This window comes from Streptomyces sp. NPDC048734 (assembly GCF_043198675.1).
Taxonomy (GTDB): domain Bacteria; phylum Actinomycetota; class Actinomycetes; order Streptomycetales; family Streptomycetaceae; genus Streptomyces.
This window is the reverse complement of record NZ_JBICUZ010000013.1, coordinates 1-26,262: the sequence shown is the minus strand read 5'-3', so window position 1 is coordinate 26,262 and position 26,262 is coordinate 1. Positions and strand designations below refer to the sequence as shown.

Annotated in this window: 24 protein-coding genes; 8 read left to right on the top strand and 16 right to left on the bottom strand. The window is 72.2% G+C overall.

Annotated elements, in window-relative coordinates:
- The 5 genes from ACGFQC_RS28450 to ACGFQC_RS28430 form a co-directional block, all read right to left on the bottom strand.
- On the bottom strand, window positions 1-714 hold the full coding sequence (locus ACGFQC_RS28450) for a response regulator (RefSeq protein ID WP_363090173.1): 714 nt from the start codon (window positions 712-714) through the stop codon (window positions 1-3).
- Window positions 711-3,305 (bottom strand): ATP-binding protein, encoded by a 2,595-nt coding sequence (locus tag ACGFQC_RS28445; RefSeq protein ID WP_363090174.1) that lies wholly within the window; start codon window positions 3,303-3,305, stop codon window positions 711-713. The genes ACGFQC_RS28450 and ACGFQC_RS28445 overlap by 4 nt, the downstream gene beginning before the upstream one ends.
- A gap of 365 nt (window positions 3,306-3,670) precedes the next feature.
- Window positions 3,671-4,435 carry a DUF3710 domain-containing protein gene (locus tag ACGFQC_RS28440; RefSeq protein WP_363090175.1) on the bottom strand — a complete coding sequence of 255 codons (765 nt, stop codon included), beginning with the start codon at window positions 4,433-4,435 and terminating at the stop codon, window positions 3,671-3,673.
- Between the two features lies 1 nt (window position 4,436).
- A complete protein-coding gene (gene dut, locus ACGFQC_RS28435; RefSeq protein WP_363090176.1) occupies window positions 4,437-4,988 on the bottom strand; it encodes a dUTP diphosphatase in 552 nt (183 codons plus the stop codon).
- A complete protein-coding gene (locus ACGFQC_RS28430; protein WP_363090177.1) occupies window positions 4,985-5,569 on the bottom strand; it encodes a PaaI family thioesterase in 585 nt (194 codons plus the stop codon). The genes dut and ACGFQC_RS28430 overlap by 4 nt, the downstream gene beginning before the upstream one ends.
- Window positions 5,570-5,763: 194 nt before the next feature.
- Here ACGFQC_RS28430 and ACGFQC_RS28425 point away from each other — a divergent pair, with 194 nt between their 5' ends.
- Window positions 5,764-6,228, top strand: coding sequence for a DUF3093 domain-containing protein (locus ACGFQC_RS28425; protein WP_363090178.1), 465 nt, complete (start codon window positions 5,764-5,766; stop codon window positions 6,226-6,228).
- A gap of 298 nt (window positions 6,229-6,526) precedes the next feature.
- Here the strand turns inward: ACGFQC_RS28425 and ACGFQC_RS28420 are convergent, their stop codons facing one another.
- The 4 genes from ACGFQC_RS28420 to ACGFQC_RS28405 form a co-directional block, all read right to left on the bottom strand.
- Window positions 6,527-7,465 (bottom strand): hypothetical protein, encoded by a 939-nt coding sequence (locus ACGFQC_RS28420; protein WP_363090179.1) that lies wholly within the window; start codon window positions 7,463-7,465, stop codon window positions 6,527-6,529.
- Between the two features lie 13 nt (window positions 7,466-7,478).
- Window positions 7,479-7,775 carry a DUF4193 domain-containing protein gene (locus ACGFQC_RS28415; RefSeq protein ID WP_003993510.1) on the bottom strand — a complete coding sequence of 99 codons (297 nt, stop codon included), beginning with the start codon at window positions 7,773-7,775 and terminating at the stop codon, window positions 7,479-7,481.
- A gap of 395 nt (window positions 7,776-8,170) precedes the next feature.
- Entirely contained in the window at window positions 8,171-9,403 is a 1,233-nt protein-coding gene (locus tag ACGFQC_RS28410; RefSeq protein ID WP_363090180.1) for a HAMP domain-containing sensor histidine kinase, read from the bottom strand.
- A 4-nt stretch (window positions 9,404-9,407) separates the two neighbouring features.
- A complete protein-coding gene (locus ACGFQC_RS28405; RefSeq protein ID WP_356254900.1) occupies window positions 9,408-10,061 on the bottom strand; it encodes a response regulator transcription factor in 654 nt (217 codons plus the stop codon).
- A gap of 415 nt (window positions 10,062-10,476) precedes the next feature.
- On the opposite strand from ACGFQC_RS28405, the gene ACGFQC_RS28400 reads away from it, so the two are divergent.
- Window positions 10,477-10,650 carry a hypothetical protein gene (locus ACGFQC_RS28400; RefSeq protein ID WP_363090181.1) on the top strand — a complete coding sequence of 58 codons (174 nt, stop codon included), beginning with the start codon at window positions 10,477-10,479 and terminating at the stop codon, window positions 10,648-10,650.
- 122 nt (window positions 10,651-10,772) lie between these two features.
- On the opposite strand, the gene ACGFQC_RS28395 is transcribed toward ACGFQC_RS28400, so the two are convergent.
- Together ACGFQC_RS28395 and ACGFQC_RS28390 are read right to left on the bottom strand one after the other, a co-directional pair.
- Window positions 10,773-11,588: an inositol monophosphatase family protein gene (locus ACGFQC_RS28395; protein ID WP_363090182.1), complete on the bottom strand. Its 816-nt coding sequence runs from the start codon at window positions 11,586-11,588 to the stop codon at window positions 10,773-10,775.
- Between the two features lie 8 nt (window positions 11,589-11,596).
- Complete coding sequence (locus ACGFQC_RS28390) at window positions 11,597-12,724, bottom strand: ferrochelatase (RefSeq protein WP_363090183.1); 1,128 nt, start codon at window positions 12,722-12,724, stop codon at window positions 11,597-11,599.
- A 246-nt stretch (window positions 12,725-12,970) separates the two neighbouring features.
- On the opposite strand from ACGFQC_RS28390, the gene ACGFQC_RS28385 reads away from it, so the two are divergent.
- The 3 genes from ACGFQC_RS28385 to sepH all read left to right on the top strand — a co-directional run bounded on the left by ACGFQC_RS28385 (window position 12,971) and on the right by sepH (window position 17,012).
- Complete coding sequence (locus ACGFQC_RS28385) at window positions 12,971-14,209, top strand: MFS transporter (RefSeq protein WP_363090184.1); 1,239 nt, start codon at window positions 12,971-12,973, stop codon at window positions 14,207-14,209.
- Window positions 14,169-15,488: a D-arabinono-1,4-lactone oxidase gene (locus ACGFQC_RS28380; RefSeq protein ID WP_363090185.1), complete on the top strand. Its 1,320-nt coding sequence runs from the start codon at window positions 14,169-14,171 to the stop codon at window positions 15,486-15,488. Before ACGFQC_RS28385 ends, ACGFQC_RS28380 begins: the two co-directional genes overlap by 41 nt.
- Window positions 15,489-15,980: 492 nt before the next feature.
- Window positions 15,981-17,012: a septation protein SepH gene (gene sepH, locus ACGFQC_RS28375; RefSeq protein WP_363090186.1), complete on the top strand. Its 1,032-nt coding sequence runs from the start codon at window positions 15,981-15,983 to the stop codon at window positions 17,010-17,012.
- A gap of 160 nt (window positions 17,013-17,172) precedes the next feature.
- On the opposite strand, the gene ACGFQC_RS28370 is transcribed toward sepH, so the two are convergent.
- Window positions 17,173-18,024, bottom strand: a complete 852-nt coding sequence (locus tag ACGFQC_RS28370) for a sulfurtransferase (protein WP_363090187.1) — start codon at window positions 18,022-18,024, stop codon at window positions 17,173-17,175.
- Window positions 18,025-18,315: 291 nt separating this feature from the next.
- Between ACGFQC_RS28370 and ACGFQC_RS28365 the strand changes: the two genes are divergently transcribed.
- Together ACGFQC_RS28365 and ACGFQC_RS28360 are read left to right on the top strand one after the other, a co-directional pair.
- On the top strand, window positions 18,316-19,119 hold the full coding sequence (locus ACGFQC_RS28365) for a VOC family protein (protein WP_363090188.1): 804 nt from the start codon (window positions 18,316-18,318) through the stop codon (window positions 19,117-19,119).
- Window positions 19,120-19,248: 129 nt separating this feature from the next.
- Entirely contained in the window at window positions 19,249-20,067 is an 819-nt protein-coding gene (locus ACGFQC_RS28360) for an SAM-dependent methyltransferase (RefSeq protein ID WP_363090189.1), read from the top strand.
- Between the two features lie 40 nt (window positions 20,068-20,107).
- Here ACGFQC_RS28360 and ACGFQC_RS28355 read toward each other — a convergent pair whose 3' ends face one another.
- The 4 genes from ACGFQC_RS28355 to ACGFQC_RS28340 all read right to left on the bottom strand — a co-directional run bounded on the left by ACGFQC_RS28355 (window position 20,108) and on the right by ACGFQC_RS28340 (window position 25,646).
- Entirely contained in the window at window positions 20,108-20,755 is a 648-nt protein-coding gene (locus ACGFQC_RS28355) for a thymidine kinase (RefSeq protein ID WP_363090190.1), read from the bottom strand.
- 70 nt (window positions 20,756-20,825) lie between these two features.
- A complete protein-coding gene (locus ACGFQC_RS28350; RefSeq protein WP_363090191.1) occupies window positions 20,826-22,016 on the bottom strand; it encodes a nucleotide pyrophosphatase/phosphodiesterase family protein in 1,191 nt (396 codons plus the stop codon).
- On the bottom strand, window positions 22,016-22,603 hold the full coding sequence (locus tag ACGFQC_RS28345) for a DUF5998 family protein (RefSeq protein ID WP_363090192.1): 588 nt from the start codon (window positions 22,601-22,603) through the stop codon (window positions 22,016-22,018). The genes ACGFQC_RS28350 and ACGFQC_RS28345 overlap by 1 nt, the downstream gene beginning before the upstream one ends.
- Window positions 22,604-22,655: 52 nt before the next feature.
- A complete protein-coding gene (locus ACGFQC_RS28340; protein WP_363090193.1) occupies window positions 22,656-25,646 on the bottom strand; it encodes a GNAT family N-acetyltransferase in 2,991 nt (996 codons plus the stop codon).
- 177 nt (window positions 25,647-25,823) lie between these two features.
- On the opposite strand from ACGFQC_RS28340, the gene ACGFQC_RS28335 reads away from it, so the two are divergent.
- On the top strand, window positions 25,824-26,105 hold the full coding sequence (locus tag ACGFQC_RS28335; protein WP_079659035.1) for an HPr family phosphocarrier protein: 282 nt from the start codon (window positions 25,824-25,826) through the stop codon (window positions 26,103-26,105).
- Window positions 26,106-26,262 lie beyond the last annotated feature (157 nt).

The following is a 26,262-nucleotide window of genomic DNA, read 5'->3' as shown; positions in this document are numbered from 1 at the left end:
TCACTTCTCGAATCGGTACCCCATCCCCGGCTCCGTGATGAAGTGCCGGGGATGAGACGGATCCGCCTCCAGCTTCCTGCGCAGCTGCGCCATGTAGACCCGCAGGTAGTTCGTCTCCGTCCCGTACGACGGGCCCCACACCTCCTGGAGCAGTTGCTTCTGGCTGACCAGGCGGCCGGTGTTGCGCACCAGCACCTCCAGCAGGTGCCACTCGGTGGGTGTGAGCCGTACGTCCTTGCCGTCCCGGTCCACCTTCTTGGCGCCCAGGTCGACCGTGAACCCGTCGGTCTCGACCAGGACCTCCGACTCCGCCCCGCCCGCGGGTTCGGCACGGCGGACGGCGGCCCGCAGCCGAGCCAGCAACTCGTCCATGCCGAAGGGCTTGGTGACGTAGTCGTCGGCGCCCGCGTCGAGCGCCTCGACCTTCTCGTCCGAGGAGTGCCGGGCGGACAGCACCAGGATCGGCACCCGGGTCCAGCCGCGCAGGCCCCTGATCACCTCGACGCCGTCCATGTCGGGCAGCCCCAGGTCGAGCACGATCACGTCCGGACGGCGGGCGGCGGCGAGCCGGAGGGCGGTGGTCCCGTCATGAGCCGCGTCGACCTCGTATCTGCGGGCCTTGAGGTTGATCACGAGGGCGCGCACGATCTGGGGTTCGTCGTCGATCACGAGCACCCTCGTGGGACTCTGGGTGGTACCCCCGGTCGAGCTCATGACGCCTGCCTTTCGGTTGGTGCGGGGTGGTCCGGGAAAGGGCCGGCGGTGAGGGGTGCGAGGTCCGCGGACGGCCCCGGCCGGGCCGCGCCCCGGTCCTCGGCCGCACGCACGGTGAGCACCATGGTCAGCCCCCCGCCCGGTGTGTCCTCGGCGTGGAGCGTCCCGCCCATCGCCTCGGCGAAGCCGCGCGCGACCGCGAGGCCCAGGCCCACCCCTGCTCCGCGCGGAGCGTCACCGTACCGCTGGAAGGGCTCGAAGATCCGCTCCTTGGCCTCGTCCGGGACACCCGGCCCACGGTCCACGACCCGGACCTCGACCCGGCCGGCGAGCACGCTGGCGGCGACCAGCACGCGGACTCCGTCCGCGCTGTACTTCACCGCGTTCTCGACCAGGTTGGCGACCGACCGCTCCAGCAGCCCGGCGTCCACCGCGACCATCGGCAGCGTCTCCGGGATGTCCAGCGCCACGCTGTCCTCCGGAACACCGCCGAGCGCCATCGGCACCACTTCGTCCAGGTCGGTCTCCCGGATGATCGGCGCGACCGTGCCGGTCTGGAGGCGGGACATGTCCAGGAGGTTCCCGACCAGGTGGTCGAGCCGGTCGGCGCCGTCCTCGATGCCCTCGAGCAGCTCCGCCCGGTCCTCCTCCGACCAGGCCACGTCGTCGGATCTGAGACTGGACACCGACGCCTTGATCCCGGCCAGCGGGGTGCGCAGGTCGTGGCTGACGGCGGCCAGCAGTGCCGTACGGATCCGGTTGCCCTCGGCGAGCGTGCGGGCTCGGTCGGCCTCCTCCTGGAGGCGCCGCCGGTCCAGCACGACGGCCGCCTGCGCGGCGAAGGCGGCCAGCACCCGCCGGTCCTCCGCGGGCAGCAACCGCCCGGTGAGCGCCAGCGCCAGACGGTCCCCGACGGGCACGTCCACATCGGCGTCCTCGGGCCGCACGACGGGCCGCCCCGCACCGGCCCGGCCCGCGCAGATCCAGGGCGCCGTGTCGTCCCCGCGCTCCAGCAGGGCCGCGGACTCCATGCCGAAGGTCTCCCGGACCCGTTCGAGCAGCGCCTCCAGGCTGGTCTCGCCGCGCAGCACATTGCCCGCCAGATAGGAGAGGATCTCCGACTCCGCCCGCAGCCTGGCCGCCTGATGGGTGCGCCGGGCGGCCAGGTCGACCACCGACGCCACGGACACCGCGACCCCGACGAAGATCACGATGGCGACGATGTTCTTCGGGTCGGCGACGGTCCAGCGGTGCAGGGGCGGTGTGTAGAAGTAGTTCAGCAGCAGGGAGCCCAGGGCCGCCGAGGCCAGCGCCGGCAGCAGGCCACCGAGCAGCGCCGCCGCCACCGTCACCGCCAGGAACAGCAGCATGTCGTTGGCGAGGCCGAGGTGGACCGCGCTGAGCAGCACCGTCATCAGCGGAGGACCGGCCAGCCCGACCGCCCAGCCCCAGGTGATCCGGGCCCGCCCGAGCCGGGCACCCCGGGTCACCGGCAGCCCTCGTCCCTTGGCCGCCTCCTCGTGGGTGACGATGTGCACGTCGAGGTCGGGCCCCGACTCGCGGGCGACGGTGGCACCGACGCCGGGTCCGAGCACGTACTGCCAGGCCTTGCGACGGGAGGAGCCGAGGACGATCTGGGTGGCGTTGGCGCCCCGGGCGAAGTCGAGCAGCGCGGCCGGGACGTCGTCGCCGACGACATGGTGGAAGGTGCCGCCGAGGTCCTCCACGAGCGTGCGCTGGACCGCCAGTTCCTTGGGCGAGGCGGAGGTCAGGCCGTCGCTGCCGGCGATGTAGACGGCCAGCACCTCTCCGCCGGCGCCCTTCTCCGCGAGCCGGGCCGCGCGCCGGATCAGCGTCCGCCCCTCCGGGCCGCCGGTCAGTCCGACCACGATCCGCTCCCGCGACCCCCAGATCGCCGACACCCGGTGCTCGCTGCGGTACTGCTTCAGGTACTCGTCGACCCGGTCGGCGACCCACAGCAGGGCCAGCTCGCGCAGGGCGGTGAGGTTGCCCGGCCGGAAGTAGTTCGACAGGGCCGCGTCGACCTTGTCCGGTGAGTAGATGTTGCCGTGCGCCATGCGGCGGCGAAGGGCCTGTGGCGACATGTCGACCAGCTCGATCTGGTCGGCGCGGCGCACGAACTCGTCCGGGACCGTCTCCTGCTGCCGTACCCCTGTGATCGACTCGACGACGTTGCCGAGGGACTCCAGATGCTGGATGTTGACCGTGGAGATCACGTCGACGCCCGCGGCCAGCAGTTCCTCCACGTCCTGCCAGCGCTTGGTGTTGCGCGAGCCCGGAACGTTGGTGTGCGCCAGCTCGTCCACCAGGGCGACCCGGGGGCTGCGGGCGAGCACCGCGTCGACGTCCATCTCGGTGAAGGCGCCGCCCCGGTACTCCAGCCGTCGGCGGGTGATCTCCTCCAGGCCGTGCAGCATCACCTGGGTGCGCGGCCGGTCGTGGTGCTCGACGAAAGCCACCACGCAGTCCGTGCCCCGCTCCACGCGGCGGTGGGCCTCGGACAGCATCGCGTAGGTCTTGCCCACGCCCGGTGCCGCGCCGAGGTAGATCCGAAGCTTCCCGCGTGCCATGGCCTCATCGTCTTCCGGTGTCTCCTGCGTGCGCAGCGTCGACCTTACGACCAACGAAACGGACAAAGGGAGCGAGGAGGAGGGCGCGGGATCCCTTTGACGCAACCCTGACGCGGTGGACTCTCCGCAGGTCGCCCCGGCCATACGCCCTCCCTCTCACTCCCCTGCCGTTACCCCTCACCCCTACATCGGATGAGACCCCTCGAACGGTTCACGCACACCGGCCCCGCTTTCGCACGCCGTGCCCGGGAGGAGGGGGCCGCCGGTACGGACCGATGAGCCGCCGAGGGTGCGCGCACGGAACAGGGCCGCACCCCGTCAAGGGTGCGGCCCTGTGCTGTACGGCTGGTGACGCGGTACGGCTGCTAGCGGACCTCGGTGATCTCCGGTCCCCGCTGCAGCTGGCCCATGCCCCCGGAGAAGCGGGACCCCGCGTCCTCCTGCTGGACGCTCTCCGGAACCATCTGGGCGTCGTTGGGCAGCTTCAGGACGATCGGGTCGCGGGGCGCCATCGGGCCCTCACCGCGGACCACGACCGTGTCCCGGAAGATCTGTTCCAGCAGGCCGGCGGCCTGCGGCTGCACCGCGCCCTGACCGGAGATCACGCCGCGCAGGAACCAGCGGGGACCGTCCACGCCGACGAACCGCACGACGTGGAAACCACTCGTGCCGTCCGGCAGCTGCACCGGCACCTGCGCCCGCAGCTCCCAACCCAGCGGGCCCTCGACCTCGTCGATGATGCCGCCCTGCTGGGTGATGCCGGAGGCGATCTCCTCGCGCACCTCGCCCCAGATGCCCTCACGCTTGGGGGCGGCGAAGGCCTGGAGCTGGATGGCGCTGTCGCGCAGGACGACGGTCGCCGCGACGATCGCGTCGCCCGCGACCTCCACCCGCAGCTCCATGCCGTCGACTCCGGGCACGAAGAGGCCGCCCAGGTCCACGCGGCCCTCGGCGGGGTCGCGCACCTCCGAACTGTCCCAGGGACCGTCGGGCCTCGGCTCCGGCTCCAGCCTCACGCGCTCGCGCCCGCCCTCAGCCTCGTCCGCCTCAGTGTCGACACTGTCGACGACCTGCTCGGCCTCGCCGGCCGCGTCCTCGGCGGCACCCTTCTTGTTGCGACGTCCGAACACGTCACTGTCCTTCCCGGTCGGATACGACCGAAGCGTATCGATTCCCACCCGTCGCGCCGCCCACGGCGGCTTGACCGTCTGTGCCGCTTCCGCCGTCCACGGCGGCGTGGCCACCGGTGGACCCGAAGCCCCCCTCGGCCCGCGCCGAGTCGGGAAGTTCCGCGACCTCCTGGAAGCGGACCCTCTCGACCTGCTGGACAACCAGTTGGGCAATCCGGTCGAAGCGCTCGAACCGCACGGACTCGCGCGGGTCGAGATTCACCACGATCACCTTGATCTCCCCACGGTACCCGGCATCAACCGTCCCCGGGGCATTCACGAGAGCGACGCCGCATCGGGCGGCGAGCCCCGACCGGGGGTGCACGAAGGCCGCGTACCCCTCGGGCAGCGCGATGGACACCCCCGTGGGCAGCACGGCCCGCTCCCCCGGCGCCAGTTCACGACCCTCCGTGGTCCGCAGATCGGCCCCCGCGTCACCGGGATGCGCGTACGCCGGAAGCGGTACGTCGGGATCGACGCGCCGGATCAGCACGGGCACGGGTTCACGGCTCACGGGTTCACCTCGAAGGCGCGGCTGCGCCGGACCTGGTCCGGGTCGCTCATGGCGGCGTCGATCTCCTCCTGGCGGCCGTGCTGGACGAAGTGCTTGACCTGGACCTCGACGAAGAGCGCGTCGGCACGGACGGCGACGGGCCCCCCGGGGCCGCCGATACGGCCGGTGGCCGCGGAGTAGATCTTCCGTCCGGCCACGGCCGTCACCTCGGCCTCCAGGTACAACGTCGTACCGACGGGGACGGGCCGTACGAAGTCGGTCTCCAGCCGTCCGGTCACGGCGACCGTCCGCAGCAGCCAGCTCAACGAACCGAGCGTCTCGTCGAGCGCGGTGGCCAGCACCCCGCCGTGCGCCAGACCCGGCGCACCCTGATGAGCGGGCTGCACGGTGAACTCCGCGGTGACGGTCACTCCCTCACCGGCCCGCGCCTCCAGGTGCAGCCCGTGCGACTGCCCGCCGCCACATCCGAAACACTGTTCGTAGTGGGCGCCGAGAAGCTCGCCGGGCGCGGGCGCGTCGGGGTGCCGGACCGGTTTCACGGCGTCGGCCGGAGGCTCAAGAGCTGCGGAAGTACCACTCACAGCCGCAGACCTTACCCGCCCTCCCGCCACCCACCACCACCCCGACCGACAGCACTACGCGCCGCCCCCTCATCCCTCCCGCCACCCACCACCACCCCGACCGACAACACCACTCACCAACCCCTCTCGTCCTCACCGTCGCCCGCCGCCACCCTGGGCCGGGCGCGGTCCGGACACCGTGCCAAGCTTGGTCCATGCAGCTCTCCGCCACCCCGTACGACGAACGCCTCACCGCCCCCCGCTCCTGGTGGGCCATCTCGTTCCTCGTGGGCGTCGCCCTCGCCCTGATCCTGCTGCCGTTCGGCACCCTGCCGCTGCTCGGCGGCCTGGTCGGCGGCACCGCGGTCGCCGCCGTCGCGGCCAGTTCGTACGGCTCGCTCCGCATCCGCGTGGTGGGTGACTCCCTGATCGCGGGCGAGGCGAAGATCCCGGTCGCGGCGCTGGGCGAGGCAGAGGTGCTGGACGCGGACGAGGCGCGGGCCTGGCGCACGTACAAGGCGGACACCCGGGCGTTCCTGCTGCTGCGCGCCTACATCCCCACGGCCCTGCGCGTGGAGGTCACCGACCCGGCCGACCCGACGCCCTACCTGTACCTGTCGACCCGTGACCCGCAGCGGCTGGCCGAGGCGCTGCGGGCGGCACGGCAACCGGCGGCCTAAGGGTCTTTCGTTTGGATCGGGCCGGATCAGGGAGCGGGGTCCGGTGCCGGGGTACCTCCCACGTCTTCAGGCGGTGGGGGGAGCCTCTCGAGGCGGAGGAGGGAGTCGGGGCGGGGCCCTGGCGACCGACGACAACGCGGCGAGGGGCGGTGCCGGACCCCGCGAGCCCGGCATGATCCAAACGAGAGGCCCTAGGCGTACGGCCCTGCGAGGTCGCCGGATCCGGCGGGCGGGAGGTCGCGGCGCGGGCAAAGGCTTCGCCTCCGCCGCGCAAAGACCCGCCCCGCCAAGACCTCGCTCAGCCGCCGAGCTCCCCGGGTCTGTCCCCGAGCGGGAGCGGATTCTGCGGCTGCTCCAGGGGTGGCAGTTCGGGCAGCGCGTCCCACGGCACCTGCATCCTGCGCAGGTCGGCCCGGACCTTGGCGGCCAGTTTCCTGGTGTCCCGGCGGTTCATGAACGCGCCCACGGCGGCGCCCACCAGGAAGGGCATGAGGTTCGGCAGGTCGCGGACCGTGCGCTTCATGATCTGCTGCCGCAGCTCGCGCTTCATGTGGCCGCCGAGTGCCGAGTTGAACGAGGTGGGCTTCGTTACGTCCACACCGCGCTCGCCCGACCAGGAGCGCAGATACGCGGTGCTGCGGTCCACGAGGTTCCCGGCGGGGCGTACCCCGTAGACCTCGTGCAGTTCGGCGATCAACTTCAGCTCGATCGCCGCCACGCCGCTGATCTCCGCGGCGATCTCGGCCGGCATCGCCGGCGGTACGGGGAGCATGGCCGCCGCACCGACACCGGCGCCCACGGTGGACGTGGCCTTCGCGGCGCCCGCCACGAGCTTGTCGGCGATCTGCTCCGGCCCGAGCCCGGGGAACTGCCGGCGCAGCGTCCGAAGATCCCGTACGGGGATCCGCGGGGCCATGTCGATGATCCGGTCGGCGAGGTGGGCGATGGCCGCCCTGGCGCGGTCGCCGCCCCTGCGGGCGCCTTCCTTGGCCAGGTCCACCGCCTTGTGCCGGATCGCCGCGGCCCGTCGTCGGGCGACGGGCGCGGCGCCCTGGGCCGGCGCCGGGAGATCGCCCCGGCCGCCCGCCGCATCGAGCGAGGCCGATCCCGCAGGGAGAACTCCCTTGCCGGATGGGCCTCGCTCGTCGTCACGCACGCCGTGAGGGCCGTCGGACGGCCCCTTGTCCGCTCCCGACAGGGGGAAGCGGCGCTTCCGAGGAGGGGTCGAGCCAGTCACGGCCGACCCGCCCTCAGTCGCAGTCGCGGCAGATCGGCTGGCCGTTCTTCTCGCGGGCCAGCTGGCTGCGGTGGTGCACCAGGAAGCAGCTCATGCAAGTGAACTCGTCCTGCTGCTTGGGCAGTACCCGGACAGCCAGCTCCTCGTTGGAGAGGTCTGCACCGGGCAGTTCGAGGCCTTCCGCGGCCTCGAACTCGTCGACGTCGACCGCGGAGGCGGACTTGTCGTTCCGCCGGGCCTTCAGTTCTTCAAGGCTGTCGGAGTCAACGTCGTCGTCGGTCTTGCGTGGGGTGTCGTAATCGGTTGCCATTTCGCCTCTCCCCCTCTGGGTTTTTGCGGTGTCTCCAGCGCACGTAACGCGTGAGAGGCCGGACTTGTGCCCGCCTCGAGGCGGAGATTTTGCCTCACATCAAGGTCTGTTACTCAATCGACACCCAACCGGACTCCTCACGAGTGATCGGCTTGGATGGCGATCGGGACCGTACACGGTCCGAATGCCGCACCACAAAGGCGCCTCACCGTGTACTTCCCGTGATCAGGACCCCTGAAAACCCGGAGTTTCCGGGCTTTCCGACAGCATCCATGATCACGGAGAGTAGATGACCAGAAAATCGTCCTTGTGATCGATCACACACGGGAAAGCCCGATCGAGGCCCAAAAAATTCCGCGCAAAGCGAACAAGCCCATGTGTGTCGCGGCCGGGTCTCACAGCGGCAGACTGACTCGCATCACGAGCCCTCCTCCCTCGCGCGGCTGCGCCGCGATGTGGCCGCCGTGCGCCCGTGCCACGGAGCGCGCGATCGACAGGCCGAGCCCGACGCCCTTGTCGCTGCCCGTACGCTCCGTGCGCAGCCGCCGGAAGGGCTCGAAAAGGTTGTCGATCTCGTAGGCGGGGACCACCGGGCCCGTGTTGGACACGACGAGCACCGCCTGGCCGTGCAGGACCTCGGTGGTCACCTCGACCCAGCCGTCCTCGGGGACGTTGTAGCGCACGGCGTTCTGCACCAGGTTAAGCGCGATCCGCTCCAGCAGTACGCCATTGCCCTGGACTACCGCGGAATCCCGCTTCCCGCGGATCCGTACGCCCTTCCCCTCCGCCTCGCCGTGTACCTGGTCGATGGCCTGCCCGGCGACCTCGGCGAGGTCGACCGGCTTGCGCTCGACGATCTGGTTGTCGCTGCGGGCGAGCAGCAACAGGCCCTCCACGAGCTGCTCGCTGCGCTCGTTGGTGGCCAGCAGCGTCTTGCCGAGCTGCTGGAGTTCCACCGGCGCGTTCGGGTCGGAGAGGTGGACCTCGAGGAGCGTGCGGTTGATGGCCAGTGGCGTTCTCAGCTCGTGCGAGGCGTTGCCCACGAAACGCTGCTGGGCGGTGAAAGCCCGCTGCAGCCGCTCCAGCATGTCGTCGAAGGTGTCGGCCAGCTCCTTCAGCTCGTCGTCCGGCCCGTCCAGCTCGATACGGCGGGACAGGTCCGAGCCCGCCACGGAGCGCGCGGTGCGCAGGATCCGGCCGAGCGGGGCCAGCACCCGGCCGGCCATGGCGTAGCCGAACGCGAAGGCGATCACGGCGAGCCCGAGCAGAGCCAGCAGCGAGCGGCTGAGCAGGTCGTCCAGTGCGTGCTGGCGCTGCTGGTTGACGCACTCGTTCATCGCGCGGTTGAGTTCGCTGGCGCTCGGCTCGGCCGGGAAGTTGCAGATGTCGCTGGCGACCTGTCCGACGAGGATCTTGAAGGGCAGTTCACTGCCCACGTTCAGCGCGTTCGCCGCCAGCAGGTAGATGATCGACAGCAGCAGGATGCCGGCGATCAGGAACATTCCGCCGTAGAGCAGCGTGAGCCGTATCCGGATGGTCGGGCGCAGCCAGGGGAAGGGGGCCTGCGGCCTCCTGGGGTCCCAGGTGGGCTTCGGGGGCGCCTGGGGAGGCGCCGGAGTCGTGGCCATGGGATCAGATCCGGTAGCCGGAGCCGGGGACGGTGACGATCACCGGCGGTTCACCGAGCTTGCGACGCAGGGTCATGACGGTCACGCGCACGACGTTGGTGAAGGGGTCGGTGTTCTCGTCCCAGGCCTTCTCCAGGAGCTGCTCCGCGGAGACGACGGCGCCCTCGCTGCGCATCAGCACCTCCAGGACGGCGAACTCCTTGGGAGCGAGCTGCACCTCCTTGCCGTCCCGGAAGACCTCGCGGCGGTTCGGGTCGAGCTTGATGCCGGCGCGCTCCAGCACGGGCGGCAGCGGCAGGCTGGTGCGCCGGCCCAGGGCCCGCACGCGTGCGATCAGCTCGCTGAAGGCGAAGGGCTTCGGAAGGTAGTCGTCGGCACCGATCTCCAGGCCCTCGACGCGATCGCTGACGTCACCGGAGGCCGTGAGCATGAGCACGCGGGTGGGCATGCCCAGCTCGACGATCCTGCGGCAGACGTCGTCGCCGTGCACGAGCGGGAGGTCACGGTCGAGGACGACCACGTCGTAGTCGTTGACGCCGATGCGCTCCAGGGCGGCCGCACCGTCGTACACGACGTCGACGGCCATGGCCTCCCGGCGCAGTCCGGTGGCCACCGCATCGGCGAGCAGCTGCTCGTCCTCGACGACGAGTACGCGCACGTCGCTTGTCCTTCCTGTGTCCACCCGCGTAGCGCGCTGTGGGCGCACGCGGGCAGGGGGTTCGGTGGGTGTGGGCCTCCATCCTGCCCTTTTCGGCCATAAGTCGGCGGTAAGGCGAGGGCGGGGCCGTGCGGGACGGGAGTGAGGCCCGGGAATGCCGGATTTTCTCGTCGGGTTGAGGTTTCTGCGGGAGGGAGCGGGGGGAGGACGGCTTTACACCCCGCGATCACGCTCTGCATGTGCCGCAGCACCATGCGGCACTCCGCGATCCGCTTTCCGCAGAGTGGGCGTGGGTGTCCGGCACCGTCGCCGCCCGGCCGGGCAGCGCTGGGCACCTACTGGAGACGTGATCGCCCCTTCCCAATCGGCACACCCCCGTGCCACAGACCCACGACCAAGGACGAGGGGGCGCAGCATGGACGCATTCACCGCAGGACTTCTGCAGCGCATAAGGGCGACCGAGTCCGACCTGACGCGGGCTCGGAGCGAGGGCGACGACTTCCTCGTGGAGGTCGAACAGAGCGAGCTCGACGACCTGCGCCGTCTCGCCGCCGAGCACGGCGTGCAGGTCGGCGCGACAAGCGTCTGAGCAGTTCGCACGCACGACGGAGGGGCCCCGGCGAATCCAGCGCCGGGGCCCCTTCGTGTGCCCACGTCGGACGTCCGGCCTGGCATGCGGCCGGACGCCCCGCGGACGCGCCGTCGTGCGGTTCAGTCGTGCCAGGCGCCGAAATCCTCCAGGAGCCGCTGGAGGGGCTCGAAGACGCCCGGCGTCGCGGCGATCGCCAACTCGCGCGAGGGTCGCTCTCCGGGACGTCCACCGGTCAGGGCACCCGCCTCCCGGGCGATCAGGTCGCCCGCCGCGAGGTCCCACGGGTGCAGACCGCGCTCGTAGTACCCGTCGAGTCGGCCGGCGGCCACGTCGCACAGGTCGACGGCCGCGGAGCCGCCGCGCCGGATGTCGCGCAGCAGCGGGATCAGTTGCCGGGCGACCTCGGCCTGGTGGGTGCGGACCTCGGTGACGTAGTTGAATCCGGTGGAGACCAGTGCCTGTTCGAGCGGGGCCTGCGGGCGGCAGGTGATGCGGTGTTCGCCCTCCCGGGCTCCGGTCACCCACGCGCCGCCTCCGCGCACCGCACGGTAGGTCTCGCCGCGCATCGGGATCGCCACGACGCCGGCGACGGTCTCGCCGTCCTGTTCGGCGGCGATGGAGACGGCCCAGGTGGGCAGGCCGTACAGGTAGTTCACGGTGCCGTCGAGGGGGTCGATCACCCAGCGGATGCCGCTGCTGCCCTCGCTGGAGGCTCCCTCCTCGCCGAGGAAGCCGTCGTCGGAGCGGTGTTCGGAGATCAGTCCGGTGATCAGTTTCTCGGCCGCGATGTCCATCTCGGTGACGACGTCGATGGGGCTCGACTTGGTGGCGGCGACCGCGAGGTCGGCCGGCCGGCCGTCCCTCAGCAGCTCACCGGCCCGGCGGGCGGCCTCCTCCGCGAGTTCGAGCAGTTCCCGGTGCAGGGGGTCGGTCACGGCGCTCCTCACGCGTACGGGCTGTCGGCGCCCGCCGCGGCGGGCCTGGGGGCTCGGGACGGGCAGCAGCCCACCGGGCAGACGTTGTGGCTCGCCCCGAGCGCGCCCAGGGCGCACGGGGTGGCGTCCCGGCCGCTCTCGGCCGCGGCACGCTCCAGGACGAGGTCGCGGATGGCGGCGGCGAAGCGCGGGTCGGCGCCGACGGTGGCCGAGCGGCGCACCGGCAGGCCCAGTTCCCCCGCCTTGGCCGTGGCCTCCGTGTCGAGGTCGTAGAGGACCTCCATGTGGTCGGAGACGAAGCCGATGGGGGCCATCACGACGGCCGGTGCCCCGGCGGCGTGCCGCTCCTCCAGGTGGTCGCAGATGTCGGGCTCCAGCCACGGGATGTGGGGGGCACCGGACCGGGACTGGTAGACGAGCTGCCAGGGGTGGTCGACGCCGGTGCGCTCACGGACGGCGTCGGCGACGAGCCGGGCCACGTCCAGGTGCTGCGCGACGTACGCCCCGCCGTCGCCGTGGCCCGCCTCGGGGCCGGAGGTGTCGGCGGCGGCCGTCGGGATGGAGTGGGTGGTGAAGGCGATGTGGGCGCCGTCGCGGACGTCCTCGGGGAGATCGGCGAGGGAGCGGACCACACCGTCGACCATGGGCTCCACGAAGCCCGGGTGGTTGAAGTAGTGCCGCAGCTTGTCGATCTTCGGGAGCTCCAGGCCCTCGGCCTCCAGCGCGGCCAGCGAGTCGGCGAGGTTCTCGCGGTACTGGCGGCAGCCCGAGTACGAGGCGTAGGCGCTGGTGGCGAGGACGAGGACGCGGCGGCGGCCGTCGGCGACCATCTCGCGCAGGGTGTCCGTGAGGTACGGGGCCCAGTTGCGGTTGCCCCAGTAGACCGGCAGGCCGAGTCCGTGGTCCGCGAAGTCTTGGCGCAGGGCGTCCAGCAGGGTGCGGTTCTGGCCGTTGATGGGGCTGACCCCGCCGAACAGGAAGTAGTGCTGACCGACTTCCTTGAGGCGTTCCTTGGGGATGCCGCGCCCGCGTGTCACGTTCTCCAGGAACGGGACCACGTCGTCCGGGCCTTCAGGGCCGCCGAAGGAGAGCAGGAGCAGGGCGTCGTAGGGGGTGGCATCGAGCGCGTCTGGCATGTCTCGATCCTGCCACCCGTCGCCGACAGCGCGGAAACTCCGGGTGCCGTGGCGGACGGCTCCCCGGCGGAGAGCGCTCGCGGGGGTGCGTTAGGGTTACCTAACTCGTAAGCTGTATCGGCTGCGTACACGCCTTACCGGGTGGGCAGCGCACGCCCGTACGTCCTGCCGAGCCCCGCAGCACCACCTTTCCTCGCGCCGTGCCGAGCCGTCACGCACGCGTGACCGGACCCGACGGAGACCTCCGTGCCCAGCTCCTACCGCGCCCTGTTCGCCGCCCCAGGCTCGAGGGGTTTCTCCGCCGCGGGGTTCCTCGGCCGGATGCCGCTGTCGATGATGGGCATCGGCGTGGTCACGATGGTCTCGCAGCTCACCGGGCGCTACGGCCTCGCGGGCGCCCTGTCGGCGACCATCGCGCTGTCGGCGGCGGCGATCGGGCCGCAGATCTCCCGCCTGGTGGACCGGCACGGGCAGCGCAGGGTGCTGCGGCCCGCCACGCTGGTCGCGCTCGCCGCCGCGGCGGGGCTGCTGCTGGCGGCGCACTTCGCGTGGCCGGACTGGGTGCTGTTCGCGTGCGCCGCCGCGATCGGTGCGGTGCCCTCTCTCGGCGCGATGATCCGGGCCCGCTGGGCGGCCCTGTACCGGGGCACCCCGCAGCTGCACACCGCGTACTCCTTCGAGTCCGTGGTGGACGAGGTCTGCTTCATCTTCGGCCCGATCATCTCCATCGGTCTGTCCACGGCCTGGTTCCCGGAGGCCGGCCCGCTGCTGGCGGCCTGCTTCCTCGCCGTCGGCGTCTTCTGGCTGACCGCGCAACGGGCCACCGAGCCCGAGCCCCACCCGCGCGAGCACAAGGGCGGCGGCACGGCGATGCGTTCGCCCGGTCTGCAGGTGCTGGTGGCGACGTTCGTGGCGACGGGGACGATCTTCGGGGCGGTCGACGTGGTCACCGTCGCGTTCGCCGACGAGCAGGGGCACAAGGCCGCCGCGAGCGTCGTCCTGGCGCTGTACGCGGCCGGTTCCTGTGCGGCGGGCCTGGTCTTCGGCCTGCTGCGCCCCCAGGGAGCCCCGGAACGGCGCTGGTTGCTGGGCGTGTTCATGATGGGCGTGAGTATGATCCCCCTCCTACTGGTCGGGAACCTGCCGTTTCTGGCCGTGGCGCTCTTCGTCGCGGGCCTCGCCATCGCTCCCACGATGATCACGACGATGTCCCTCATCGAAGAGCACGTACCACGCGCGCAGCTGACCGAGGGCATGACCTGGGTGAGCACCGGGCTCGCGGTCGGGGTCGCGCTGGGCTCCTCGATCGCCGGCTGGGTCATCGACACGGCGGGCGCGCGGGCCGGGTACGGGGTTCCGGCGGTGTCCGGGGCCGTCGCGGTCGCGGTCGGTTTCCTCGGGTACCGTCGGCTCAGCAGGCCGGCGCCGGGTCGTGGAGGCACCGTTGAGCAGCACAGCGAGCGGGAAGAGCGGCACGTGGCGTAACTGGGGCGGCAATGTCGTCTCCCGCCCCGCGCGGGAGGTCACGCCCGCCTCCGTCGACGAGCTGGCCGCGGCCGTGCGCCGGGCGGCCGAGGACGGGCTGACGGTCAAGGCGGTCGGCACGGGCCACTCCTTCACGTCGATCGCCGCGACGGACGGTGTGTTGATCCGCCCTCACCTGTTGACCGGCATCCGCGACATCGATCGCGAAGCGATGACCGTCACGGTCGAGGCGGGCACCCCGCTCAAGAGACTCAACCTGGCGCTGGCGCGCGAGGGGCTGTCGCTCACCAACATGGGCGACATCATGGAGCAGACCGTCTCGGGGGCCACCGGTACGGGCACCCACGGCACGGGCCGCGAGTCGGCCTCCATCGCCGCGCAGATCAGGGGCCTGGAGCTGGTCACGGCCGACGGCTCGGTGCTGAGCTGCTCGGAGGAGGAGAACGCGGACGTCTTCGCGGCGGCCCGGATCGGTCTCGGCGCCCTCGGCGTCATCACCGCGATCACCTTCGCCGTGGAGCCGCTCTTCCTGCTCACCGCGCGCGAGGAGCCGATGCCGTTCGACAAGGTCCTCTCCGACTTCGACGAACTGTGGGCCGAGAACGAGCACTTCGAGTTCTACTGGTTCCCGCACACCGGCAACACCAACACCAAGCGCAACAACCGCAGCGCGGGCCCGCGCAGGCCGGTGGGGCAACTGGCCGGCTGGTTCGAGGACGAGTTCCTCTCCAACGGCGTCTTCCAGGCGGCCCAGTGGGTGGGCCGGGCGGTGCCGGCCACCATCCCGGCCATCGCCAAGGTGTCCAGCAGGGCGCTCTCCGCACGCAGCTACACGGACATCCCGTACAAGGTCTTCACCTCGCCGCGCCGGGTCCGGTTCGTGGAGATGGAGTACGCCGTGCCGCGCGAGGAGGTGACCGGGACACTGCGCGAGCTGAGGGCCATGATCGAACGCTCTCCACTGCGGATCAGCTTCCCCGTGGAGGTGCGCACCGCGCCGGCCGACGACATCACCCTGTCCACCGCCTCCGGCCGCGACAGCGCGTACATCGCCGTCCACACGGCCAAGGGCTCGCCCTACCGGGGGTACTTCACCGCCGCCGAGCGCATCTTCACCGCGCACGGGGGCCGACCGCACTGGGGGAAGATCCACACGCGGGACGCGGAGTACTTCGCCGAGGTCTACCCGCGGTTCGGCGAGTTCACGGCACTGCGGGACCGGCTGGATCCCGACCGGCGCTTCCAGAACGACTACCTGCGGAGGGTTCTGGGGCGGTAGCGGACCCGTCGGCGTGGAGGCGGTGACGTCGATTCCGCCCTTGCGGTGCCCGCGGCCTGAGGGGTGCTCAGGCCGGTCCGCCCCTTGGCCCGCCGCCTCCCGGCTCCGGTGACTGCATGACGTACGCCACACCCGAGATCCCAGAAAGCGCTTGCCGAATCAACAAGTCGCATTCCTTGCCAGAAGTTGGGCGGCGCGCCAATCCGCGCACGTGGCCCGAATGGAGTACTGTTGCGAGCCCTGGGTCCGGTCTCCCACCAGGATGTCCGGAGCCTTGACGGACAGCCAGGAAGGGGCCGGTTGCGCAGGGTTACGGAGTTGGTCACTCAGCGTGGCGAATTGATAACCGTGCCATAACGGCGATCAAGGGCCCGCGCGCGACACGCCGGGCAACTCGGCAAGGTTGTGGCAGGCTGCACCCGGGCAGGCCACACTCGACTAGCGGAAGCAGCGACGCACGTGACGTCGGCAGGCACCACCCGGGAGGTCCCCATGCCCGAACTGCGTGTCGTGGCCGTCTCGAATGACGGCACACGGCTGGTGCTGAAGGCTGCGGACAGCACGGAGTACACGCTTCCGATTGACGAGCGTCTGCGCGCCGCCGTTCGCGGCGACCGTCCCCGCCTCGGCCAGATCGAGATCGAGGTGGAGAGCCATCTCCGCCCCCGTGACATCCAGGCGCGCATACGTGCCGGCGCGACCGCGGAAGAAGTCGCGCAGATGGCAGGCATCCCCGTCGACCGCGTACGCCGCTTCGAGGGCCCTGTGCTGGCCGAGCGCGCGTTCATGGCCGAGCGCGCCCGCAAGACCCCGGTCCGCCGGCCCGGTGAGAACGCCGGACCGCAGCTCGGCGAGTCCGTGCAGGAACGGCTGACGCTGCGCGGCGCCGACAAGGACACCGTCCAGTGGGACTCCTGGCGCCGCGACGACGGCACCTGGGAGGTCCTGCTCGTCTACCTGGTGGCGGGCGAACCGCACTCGGCGAGCTGGACGTACGACCCGCCGAGGCGACTCGTCCAGGCCGTCGACGACGAGGCGCGCTCGCTGATCGGCGAGTCCGACGACCTCGCCGCGCCGGAGCCCAGCTTCCCGTTCGTCCCGCGCATCGCCCGGCTGCCCCGCGACCGCACGATGGACCGCGCTCTCGACCGGGCGAGCCCGCCCGCGCAGTCCTCCGAGCCCGCCGAGGAGAGCGCCGGCGAGCGCGAGCGGGACTCCCTGACCAGCCTGTTGGAAGCGGTACCGAGTTTCCGGGGCGACATGGTCGTGCCGGAGATCCCCTCCGAGGAGCCGGAGGAGCCCACGGACGAACCGGACGTCGAGGAGCCTCCGGCGCCCGCCGCGTCCGCCGGTTCCGCCTACGCGGACGTCCTCATGCCCCGCTCCGTGGGCAGCCACCGCGATCGGCTCATCGGTTCCACGGACCGTCAGGCCGAGGCCGACGGCGTCCGCCCCGGCCGCCGCGCGGCGGTGCCCAGCTGGGACGAGATCGTGTTCGGCACCCGGCGCAAGAAGCAGGAGTAAGCAGGAGCACGGGCACGGGCCGCCGTACGGTGGCCCGCTGGTGGTGCCCGACGCTTCGCCGGAATGGGTTCGCACACGGGTTCATACGTAAGGAGGGGCCGCACCTGTTCGGTGCGGCCCCTCCTTCCTTGACTCGCCTTCTTCGTCGCGCGCGACGGATCTACCGGGGGTCGGGTCCGACGGCGACCGGGCGGGACGGGTCCGAGGACCACTCCGACCAGGAACCGACGTACAGCGCCGCCGGAATCCCCGCGACCGCGAGCGCCAGCACCTCGTGGGCGCCGGAGACGCCGGAGCCGCAGTACACGCCCACCTCTTTGCCGTCGACCGCCCCGAGCGACTTGAAGCGGTCCCTGAGGTCCTCGACGGGCAGGAAGCGGCCGTCCGGGCCGACGTTGTCCGTGGTCGGCGCGGAGACGGCGCCCGGGATGTGTCCGCCGACCCGGTCGATCGGCTCCACCTCGCCCCGGTACCGCTCGCCCGCGCGCGCGTCGAACAGCACGCCGGAGCGGGCCAGCGCCACCGCCGCGTCCGCGTCGAGCAGTCCCGCGGCGGCCGGCCGCGGCTCGAAGTCACCCCCTCCGGACGCCGGGACGTCGACCGACAGTTCTCCCTGCCACGCGGTCAACCCGCCGTCGAGGACCCGCACATCCGGGTGACCCGTCCAGCGCAGCAGCCACCACGCGCGGGCCGCCGCCCAGCCCTGTCCACCGTCGTACACGACCACCGGCCGGGCGGCCGACACACCCGCTCGGCGCATGGCGGTACCGAACTCCGCCAGATCCGGCAGCGGATGGCGGCCGCCCGCGCCGGACGCCCCGGCCAGCTCCCGGTCCAGGTCGACGTAGACGGCGCCCGGCACGTGCCCGGAGGCGTAGGCGGCACGGCCGTCGAACGGCGGCTCTCCGGCCGCCTTCGCCACGCTGAGCTGCCAGCGGACGTCCAGCACGACCGGCGGGTTCTCCCCCGTCAGGGCGCTCGCGAGTTCGGGTGCGGAGATGATGGCGTTCATGGCCCCATCCTCGCGCACGGGGTGGCCCCGCCGTCCAGGTCCGGCTACTCTGCTCGGCCGGACGGGCCCGATCACCCGGTGTACGGGATCGGGCACACGTCGTACAGTCGATCGACGTCCTTCGGCAATCGCACGAAGACGGATGAGGAACCGCACACCGGGCATCCTCCCGACACGACCGCCGTACCCCGGCGGCGCGCCCGGAGCGCTCGGCACCGTGAGTGGTGCGAACATCGGCCCCGGGGTGCGGAAGCGACGCGGCCACCACGAGTGGCCAAGGAGAGAGTGACGATGCCCGAGGCACGTGGGCCGGCCGGCCTGAACGGCGAAGCACACACTCGGTACGCACCCGGCACACCCTGCTGGGTGAGCCTGATGGTGCACGGGTTGACGGCCACGCAGGAGTTCTACGGCGAGCTGTTCGGTTGGACGTTCCAACCCGGACCGCATCAGCTCGGCCCGTACGTACGTGCCCTGCTCGACGGTCGTGAGGTGGCCGGCGTCGGCCAGCTCCCCCCGGACCGCCACCTCCCCGTGGCCTGGACGCCCTACCTGGCCTCCGACGACGTGGACACCACCGCCGAAACGGTGCGCCTGAGCGGCGGCACGATCGGGGTCGGTCCGCTGGACGCCGCCGACGCCGGACGCCTGGCCATCGGTTCCGACCCGGCCGGCGCGGTCTTCGGCATCTGGCAGGCGACGGCCCGCCTCGGCACCGGCATCACGGGCGTGCACGGTACCCCCGCCTGGAACGAGCTGCTGACCTTCGAGTCGGCGAGCGTCGCCAAGTTCTACGAGACGGTGTTCGGCTACCGCCGGGAAGCCGTGGTGGCCGACGACCTCGACCACGTCACCCTGAACATCGGGGAACGTCCGGTCGCCGGAATCCACGGACTGGGCAACGCCCTGCCCCGGGACCGCGGATCGCACTGGATGACGTACTTCCAGGTGGACGACGTGGACGAGGCGGTCGCGCGGGTCGTCGACCTCGGCGGCCGGCCCCTCGCGCCGGCCCGGGACGGCGCGCACGGGCGCGTGGCGACGGTCGCCGATCCCGAGGGGGCCCGCCTCGCGCTGACGCAGGAGCCTCGCTGAGGCCGGTGCGCTGCCCGGCCGGCGCCAACGCGACTGCCCGGCAATCGGCCTGACGAGTCGTGGGATCCGCCAGGTCAACACTTCCGAAACGGTGGCTGACGGCCGGGGCGGCGGGAGAAGATGGCCGGCATGACGGTTGAAGGCTCCCCGATCGACCCCACCAGGCCGAGCATCGCCCGCGTCTACGACTACCTGCTCGGCGGCAAGGACAACTACGCCGCGGACCGGCAGGTCGGCGACGTGTTCAAGCGTGATCTCCCCGGCTCGCTGGCGATCGCCTTCGCCAACCGCGCGGCCCTGACCCGGGCGGTCCGGGAGATCGCGACGACCACCGGCGTACGGCAGTTCATCGATCTCGGGAGTGGTCTTCCGACCGCGGACAACGTCCACCAGGTCGCGCAGCGGCACGCTCCGGAGTCCCGGGTCGTGTACGTCGACAACGACCCCCAGGTGCTGGTCCACGGGCGCGCCCTGCTGGAGGAGAACGACCGGACCCGGGTGGTGCCGGCCGACGTACGCGACCCCGAGGCCATACGCACGCACCCGCAGACCGTGGGGCTGATCGACTTCGGCCGGCCCGTCGCCGTGATGTTCAGCGCCATCCTCCACCACGTCAACGACGAGGAGGACCCGGCCGGGATCGTCCGCTACTGGCGCGACCAGGTGCCCTCCGGCAGCTACTTCTTCGTCAGCCACTTCCGTTCCGGCAACAACCCGGAGACGGAGGAGGCCGAGCGGGTCCTCCAGCAGACGTTCGGTCGCGGCCGGTGGCGCAGCGACAAGGAGATCGAGTCCCTCCTGGAGGGCCTGGAGATCCTCGCCCCCGGCATAGTGCCCGCGCCGCGCTGGCGGCCCGAGGTGGTGGACAGCCCGTGGAGCGGCGACGGCGAACGGGAACTCACCGTCTGGGAGCGCCTCATCGCCGCCGGACTGGCCCGTAAGCCATAGGGAGGTGCCCGTCCGCCTGATGGCGGCCACGGGTGCGCGGTCAGGCGGAGTTGACCGGCAGCACGTCCGGGGACAGGACCGCCGCACGCGCCGACGCGGCCGTCATGCGGCGGCGGTGGTGGCGCCGGCACAGGACCTCGTAGCCGACGGTGTCCGCCTGGTCCACGTCGCCGATCACGACCTGCGCGCCCTCGACGACCATCACTCCGCCGACCGTGCGGGCGTTGTGCGTGGCGCGGGCGCCGCACCAGCACAGGGCCTCGACCTGGAGGACCTCCACGCGGTCGGCCAGCTCGACGAGCCGCTGGGAGCCGGGGAACAGCTTGGAGCGGAAGTCGGTCGTGATGCCGAAGGCGTAGACGTCGATCTCCAGGTCGTCGACCACGCGCGCGAGCTGGTCTATCTGCTCCTCCGCGAGGAACTGCGCCTCGTCCGCGATCACGTAGTCGGCGCGGCCGCCCTGCGAGAGGTGGTCGACGAGGTGGCCGTACAGGTCGTGGCCGTCCTCGACCTCCACCGCGTCGGTGACCAGTCCGAGACGGGAGGAGAGTTTGCCCTCGCCCGCGCGGTCGTCACGGGTGAAGATGATGCCCTGCAGGCCGCGCGCGGAGCGGTTGTGCTCTATCTGGAGAGCCAGCGTGGACTTCCCGCAGTCCATGGTTCCGGAGAAGAACACCAGCTCGGGCATGGGGAGTCGAGCACCTTTCGGTGGGATGTCGGTGGCGTGGTCGGGGCGACGGGCGTCAGGAGCGTACGGCTCAGGAGCGTACTTCGAGCAGCGGGACGAACTGCTCGGCCGGGGTCATGGAGCCGTGGTTGCCGACCATGGCCGACTCCTTCGGTTCGCGCTCCGAGGCGATGAGGAGGACGTCGTCCCGGGCGGCCGCGATCACGTCGCCGAGGCGGGCGTACACCCGTTCGTCGATGTGCGGGCCGAACCAGCCCGCGGCGATCGCCTCGTCCCGCGAGGCCACCCAGAACTGCTCGCCGAGCACCTCGCGCCAGCAGGTGAGGACGTCGTCCTCGGCGCCCGGCACGGCGTAGACATGGCGGGCGCGGCCCTCGCCGCCCAGCAGGGCGACCCCGGCGCGCAGTTCCCAGTCCGCGTCGAAGTCGATGCGGTGGTCCTCGTCGAAGGGCACGTCGATCATGCCGTGGTCCGCGGTGACGTAGAGCGCGCTGCGGGGTGGGAGCTGCTCGGCGAGGCGCTGCACGAGCCGGTCGACGTACATGAGCTGGCCGCGCCAGGTGTCGGACGCGACGCCGTAGCGGTGACCGGCGCCGTCGAGTTCGGCGTAGTACGTGTAGACCAGGGACCGGTCGCCGGCCGCGAGCTGCTCGGCCGCGAGGTCCATGCGCTCCTCGCCGGTGAGGCGCCCGTGGAAGGTGCCGCCGCTGAGGGCGACCTTGGTGAGCGGGGTGTTCTGGAAGTGGGGCGAGGACACCTGGGCGGCGTGCACGCCGGCCGCGTCGGCCAGCTGGAAGACCGTGGGGTACGGCTGCCAGGCGTGCGGCGGGGTCCACGGCTGCCAGCGCAGCTGGTTCATCAGCTGGCCGGTGGCCGGGTCGCGCACGGTGTAGCCGGGCAGGCCGTGCGCGCCCGGCGGGAGGCCGGTGCCGACGGAGGCGAGCGACGTCGCGGTGGTCGCCGGGTAGCCGGCGGTGAGCGGGCGCCCGGTGCCGCCGCGCGAGCCGGCGAGGAGGCTGTGCAGGTAGGGCGCCTCGTCACGGTGGGCCTTGAGCTGCTCCCAGCCGAGGCCGTCGATCAGGAAGACGCAGTTGCGGTCGGCCGGCGTGAGTTCGGCGATGGCCGCGGTCGTGCCCGGGACACCCATGCCGGCGGCCAGTGTGGGCAGCAGGTCGGCGAGGGAACCGGAGCCGTACTGGGGGACGGGTGCGGAGGAGACGGCGAGGGGTTCCGGGTCGTCCCAGACGGCGGGCTGAGCCATTACGCGGTCTGGTCCGCGGTCGCCTCGGAGAGGGACTGTGCGAAGGCGAGGGTCTGGCGCACCGTCTCCGGGCCGTCCCCGGCCTCGCTGACGCGCAGGCTGAGGTCGTCCGCCGTCGAGCTTCCGGTGTAGCCGTGGTCGGCGTCGCAGTTCGGGTCGCCGCAGGCGGCGGGCTCGAGGTCGATGCGGGAGACCGCGCCCCAGCCGATCGTCAGCACGACCTCGCGCGGCAGGCTGCCGGGCTTGTACGACTCCGGGTTGGCGACCACCCGGCTCAGCACGACCGACGAGATCCGGCCGAGCTTCACGGACTCGGTGGAGGTGGTGGCGTACGGCGTCGGGGAGGTGGAGTCGGCGGCCTGCTCGTCGGTGTGGCTGACGATGAAGCGGTTGCCGGTGAGGACCAGCACGGTCACGTGCCGGCGCACTTCGTTCTGGTCGAACGTGGTTTCCTGGTGGACCAGGTACGACCGGATGGGCTCGCCGCCCACGGCGGCCTCCACCGCCTCGGCCACGAGGGCCGGGTAGTAGCCGCTGCGCTCGATCGCCGCACGCAGCCCCTGGGTCGTCGTACTGGTCTTGGCCATGCCCTCCATCCTACGGGGACCCACTGACTGCGAGGGACCGGTCACGGCCGTCTCAGTAGACGGGGAGCGTCCGCGGGCCGAGGTCGTCGCGGGCGGGCGGGGGCGCGAGGCGGACGGAGGCGCCGAGGACGCTCAGGCCGTGCGGGGCGACGACGACCGGCTCCAGTGTCACCGCGACGACCTCCGGGTGGTCGTCGACCAGGCGGGACACCCTCAGCAGCAGCTCCTCCAGGGCGGGGGTGTCGACGGGCGTCGAACCGCGCCAGCCGAACAGCAGGGGTGCGGTCCGGATCGACCGGACCAGGGAGGTGGCGTCCCGGTCGGTGACCGGGATCAGGCGGTGCGCCATGTCGCCGAGCAGCTGCGAGGCGGCGCCGGCGAGCCCGAACGACAGTACGGCTCCGGCGGCCGGGTCGATGACCGCCCGGACGACGGTGTCCACCCCGCGCGGGGCCATCGCCTGGACCACCGGGCGCAGCTGCTGCGGGTCCCCGAACAGCTCGGTCAACTCGGCGTACGCGCGCCGGAGTTGCTCTTCGTCGGCGAGGTCGAGGCGGACGCCGCCCAGGTCGGCACGGTGGCGCAGGTGGGGTGCGGTGGCTTTGAGGGCGACGGGATAGCCGAGGGTGCCGGCGGCCTGTGCGGCCTCGTCGGGGTCAAGTGCGGGGATGGCCCGGCGGACCGGGATGCCGTACCGGCCGAGCAGCTCGCAGGTCTCGTCGGTGCCGAGGGTGAGGCCCTGCCCGCGCGCGAGGAGCCTGCCGATCAGCGCGGCGGCGCCCTTCTCGTCGATGTCCTCGTGCTCGGGCACCTTGCCGGGTTCGGCGGCCTCGCGCCGCCACTGCGCGTACTTCACGGCCTCGGCGAGGGCGCGGACCGCGCGTTCCGCGGCGGGGTAGGCGGGGATGAGGTGGGCGCCCTCGGGGGTCCGGGAGCGCTCGGCGGGTTCGCCGGGCACGGCGGCGGGAGCGGGGGGTGTGCCGGTCGGCGTCGTCGACGCGGCCGTTACCGGGCCGGAGCCGGTAGGCCCGGTTCCCGACACCCCGGTCATCGTCGTCCCGGTCGCCGCCGAGCCGGTCGCCACCGAGCCGGGGCCGGTCGCTCCGGTCGATGTCGTCCCCGCCCCGGTCGGCCCGGTTCCCGCCGGCCCGGCCTCGGCCGCCGTCGTACGCGCGCGTGGGGCGGTGCTCGTCGCGGCGGACAGGGCCTCCGCGAGGCCGCCCAGCTCCACGTGCACCACGAGCACCGGCTTGGCGGGACCGGCGGCCGCGGCCGAGCGCAGCGCCTGCGCCAGTTCCGCGTCGTCGGGGGACGCCTCGCCGATGGCGGGGATCGCGGTCACCACGACCGCGTCGCACGTCTCGTCGGCCAGGGCGTGCGCCAGCGCGGCGTGGAAGTTCTCCGCCGACGCCTCCGTGGTGAGGTCCAGCGGCGGCTGCGGGCGCAGGCCCTCGGAGAGGCACGCGTCGTAGGTGAGCAGTCCCAGGGACTCCGAGTTGCCGAGGATGGCCACACGCGGTCCCCGTGGCAGCGGCTGGCGTGCCAGCAGCAGGCCCGCGTCGACCAGTTCGGTGATGGTGTCCACGCGGATCACCCCGGCCTGGCGGAGCAGGGCGGACACCGTGGCGCGGGGCAGCCGCGTGGCCCGTACGGCGTGGCCCTGGGGGGCCGAGCCGGCACCCTGGACCACCACCAGCGGCTTGGCCGCGGCCGTGCGCCGCGCGAGCCGGGTGAACTTGCGCGGGTTGCCGATCGACTCCAGGTACATCAGGGCGACATCGGTGTCGGGGTCGTCGTACCAGTACTGGAGGACGTCGTTGCCGGACACGTCCGCGCGGTTGCCGGAGGAGACGAAGGTCGACACGCCGGTGATCCCGGTGACGCCTCCGCCGCGCCGGTGCAGCCGGGAGAGCAGGGCCACGCCGATGGCGCCGGACTGGGCGAACAGGCCGATCCGGCCGGGGCGCGGCATCTGCGGGGCCAGCGACGCGTTCAGCCGTACCTGAGGGGAGGTGTTGATGACCCCGAAGGCGTTGGGACCGATGATCCGCATGCCGTACGCGCGCGCGTGCCGCACGAGTTCGCGCTGGCGCTCCAGTCCGTCGGGGCCGCTCTCGGCGTACCCGGCGGCCAGGACGACGAGTCCCTGCACGCCGTGCTCGCCGCACTCGGCGACGGCTTCGGGCACGTGGTCGGCCGGGACGGCCACGACCGCGAGGTCGACGTGCCCGTCGATGTCGCGGACCGAGCGGTGGGCGGGCACGCCGTCGAGTTCCTTCAGGTCCTCGGGGAAGGCCTTGTTCACGGCGTACAGGTCGCCGGTGAAGCCGGCCTGCCGGAGGTTGCCGAGGACGCTGCGGCCGACGCCGCCGGGGGTGCGGCCGGTGCCGACGACGGCGACCGAGCCGGGCACCAGCAGCCGCCGTACGGAGCGGGCCTCGGCGCGCTGTTCCCGCGCGCGCTGCACCGCGAGGGAGCGCTCGGTGGGTTCGAGGCCGAACTCCAGGTGCACGACGCCGTCCTCGAAGCTGCGCTTCTGGGTGTAGCCGGCGTCCGTGAACACCTTGATCATCTTGGTGTTGGCCGGGAGCACCTCGGCGGCGAACCGCCGGATGCCGCGCTCGCGCGCGACGGCCGCGATGTGTTCGAGGAGGGCGGAGGCGACACCGCGGCCCTGGTGGGCGTCCTGTACCAGGAACGCGACCTCGGCCTCGTCGGCCGGCGCCGAGGCGGCCGTCCCGTCGGCACCAATGCGGTCATAGCGTACGGTGGCGATGAACTCGCCGCCGACCGTGGCCGCGAGTCCCACCCTGTCCACAAAGTCGTGGTGCGTGAAGCGGTGGACGTCCTTGGCGGACAGTCGCGGGTAGGGCGCGAAGAAGCGGTAGTACTTCGACTCGTCCGACACCTGCTCGTAGAAGCTGACCAGGCGCTCGGCGTCATCGACGGTGATGGGGCGGATGCGCGCGGTGCCGCCGTCGCGCAGCACCACGTCGGCTTCCCAGTGGGCGGGGTACTCGTGGCGGTCCGACGCGCTCTGCATGGGGCCCAGAGTACGGCTCGCGTACGACAACGGCGCAAGGCAGTCTGTGAAGGACGGATGTCGGATCGAGGCCGCGATCCGGCGACCACGCCGGGAGGGCGCCGCACGGCCCTCTCCCTCACGCTTCACGTGTGGAACACTGGTCTAGACAACCTGAACACCGAAGGGCAGCATCACATGGCTGAGCGCCGCGTCAACGTCGGCTGGGCCGAGGGCCTTCACGCCCGCCCCGCTTCCATCTTCGTCCGGGCCGCCACGGCCGCAGGCATCCCGGTGACGATCGCCAAGGCCGACGGCAACCCCGTCAACGCGGCCTCCATGCTGGCCGTTCTCGGCCTGGGCGCCCAGGGTGGCGAGGAGATCGTCCTCGCCTCCGAGGCCGAGGGCGCGGACGTCGCCCTCGACCGTCTGGCGAAGCTGGTCGCCGAGGGGCTCGAGGAGCTTCCCGAGACCGTCTGAGCCGGCTGTCACCCGCAGCGGACAGGAGCCGCGGCGCCCCGGCCCGGGGGGGCGGGGCCGCCGGGGGGGGGGGGCGGGGGGCCCGGCGGGTAACACCCACAGGGCGTGCCGGGGTTTACGCCGGGCCCGCGCCGGGGCCACCGAGAACACCCGCCCG

Coding starts and splice junctions, on each gene's coding strand:
- ACGFQC_RS28400 (WP_363090181.1), top strand. CDS start 10,477: ATGGACGCATTCACCGCAGGACTTCTGCAGCGCATAAGGGCGACCGAG.
- ACGFQC_RS28390 (WP_363090183.1), bottom strand. CDS start 12,724: ATGCCAGACGCGCTCGATGCCACCCCCTACGACGCCCTGCTCCTGCTC.
- ACGFQC_RS28370 (WP_363090187.1), bottom strand. CDS start 18,024: ATGAACGCCATCATCTCCGCACCCGAACTCGCGAGCGCCCTGACGGGG.
- ACGFQC_RS28410 (WP_363090180.1), bottom strand. CDS start 9,403: ATGGCCACGACTCCGGCGCCTCCCCAGGCGCCCCCGAAGCCCACCTGG.
- ACGFQC_RS28355 (WP_363090190.1), bottom strand. CDS start 20,755: ATGCCCGAGCTGGTGTTCTTCTCCGGAACCATGGACTGCGGGAAGTCC.
- ACGFQC_RS28340 (WP_363090193.1), bottom strand. CDS start 25,646: ATGCAGAGCGCGTCGGACCGCCACGAGTACCCCGCCCACTGGGAAGCC.
- ACGFQC_RS28445 (WP_363090174.1), bottom strand. CDS start 3,305: ATGGCACGCGGGAAGCTTCGGATCTACCTCGGCGCGGCACCGGGCGTG.
- ACGFQC_RS28450 (WP_363090173.1), bottom strand. CDS start 714: ATGAGCTCGACCGGGGGTACCACCCAGAGTCCCACGAGGGTGCTCGTG.
- sepH (WP_363090186.1), top strand. CDS start 15,981: ATGCCCGAACTGCGTGTCGTGGCCGTCTCGAATGACGGCACACGGCTG.
- ACGFQC_RS28335 (WP_079659035.1), top strand. CDS start 25,824: ATGGCTGAGCGCCGCGTCAACGTCGGCTGGGCCGAGGGCCTTCACGCC.
- ACGFQC_RS28350 (WP_363090191.1), bottom strand. CDS start 22,016: ATGGCTCAGCCCGCCGTCTGGGACGACCCGGAACCCCTCGCCGTCTCC.
- ACGFQC_RS28415 (WP_003993510.1), bottom strand. CDS start 7,775: ATGGCAACCGATTACGACACCCCACGCAAGACCGACGACGACGTTGAC.
- ACGFQC_RS28365 (WP_363090188.1), top strand. CDS start 18,316: ATGCCCGAGGCACGTGGGCCGGCCGGCCTGAACGGCGAAGCACACACT.
- ACGFQC_RS28345 (WP_363090192.1), bottom strand. CDS start 22,603: ATGGCCAAGACCAGTACGACGACCCAGGGGCTGCGTGCGGCGATCGAG.
- ACGFQC_RS28360 (WP_363090189.1), top strand. CDS start 19,249: ATGACGGTTGAAGGCTCCCCGATCGACCCCACCAGGCCGAGCATCGCC.
- ACGFQC_RS28425 (WP_363090178.1), top strand. CDS start 5,764: ATGCAGCTCTCCGCCACCCCGTACGACGAACGCCTCACCGCCCCCCGC.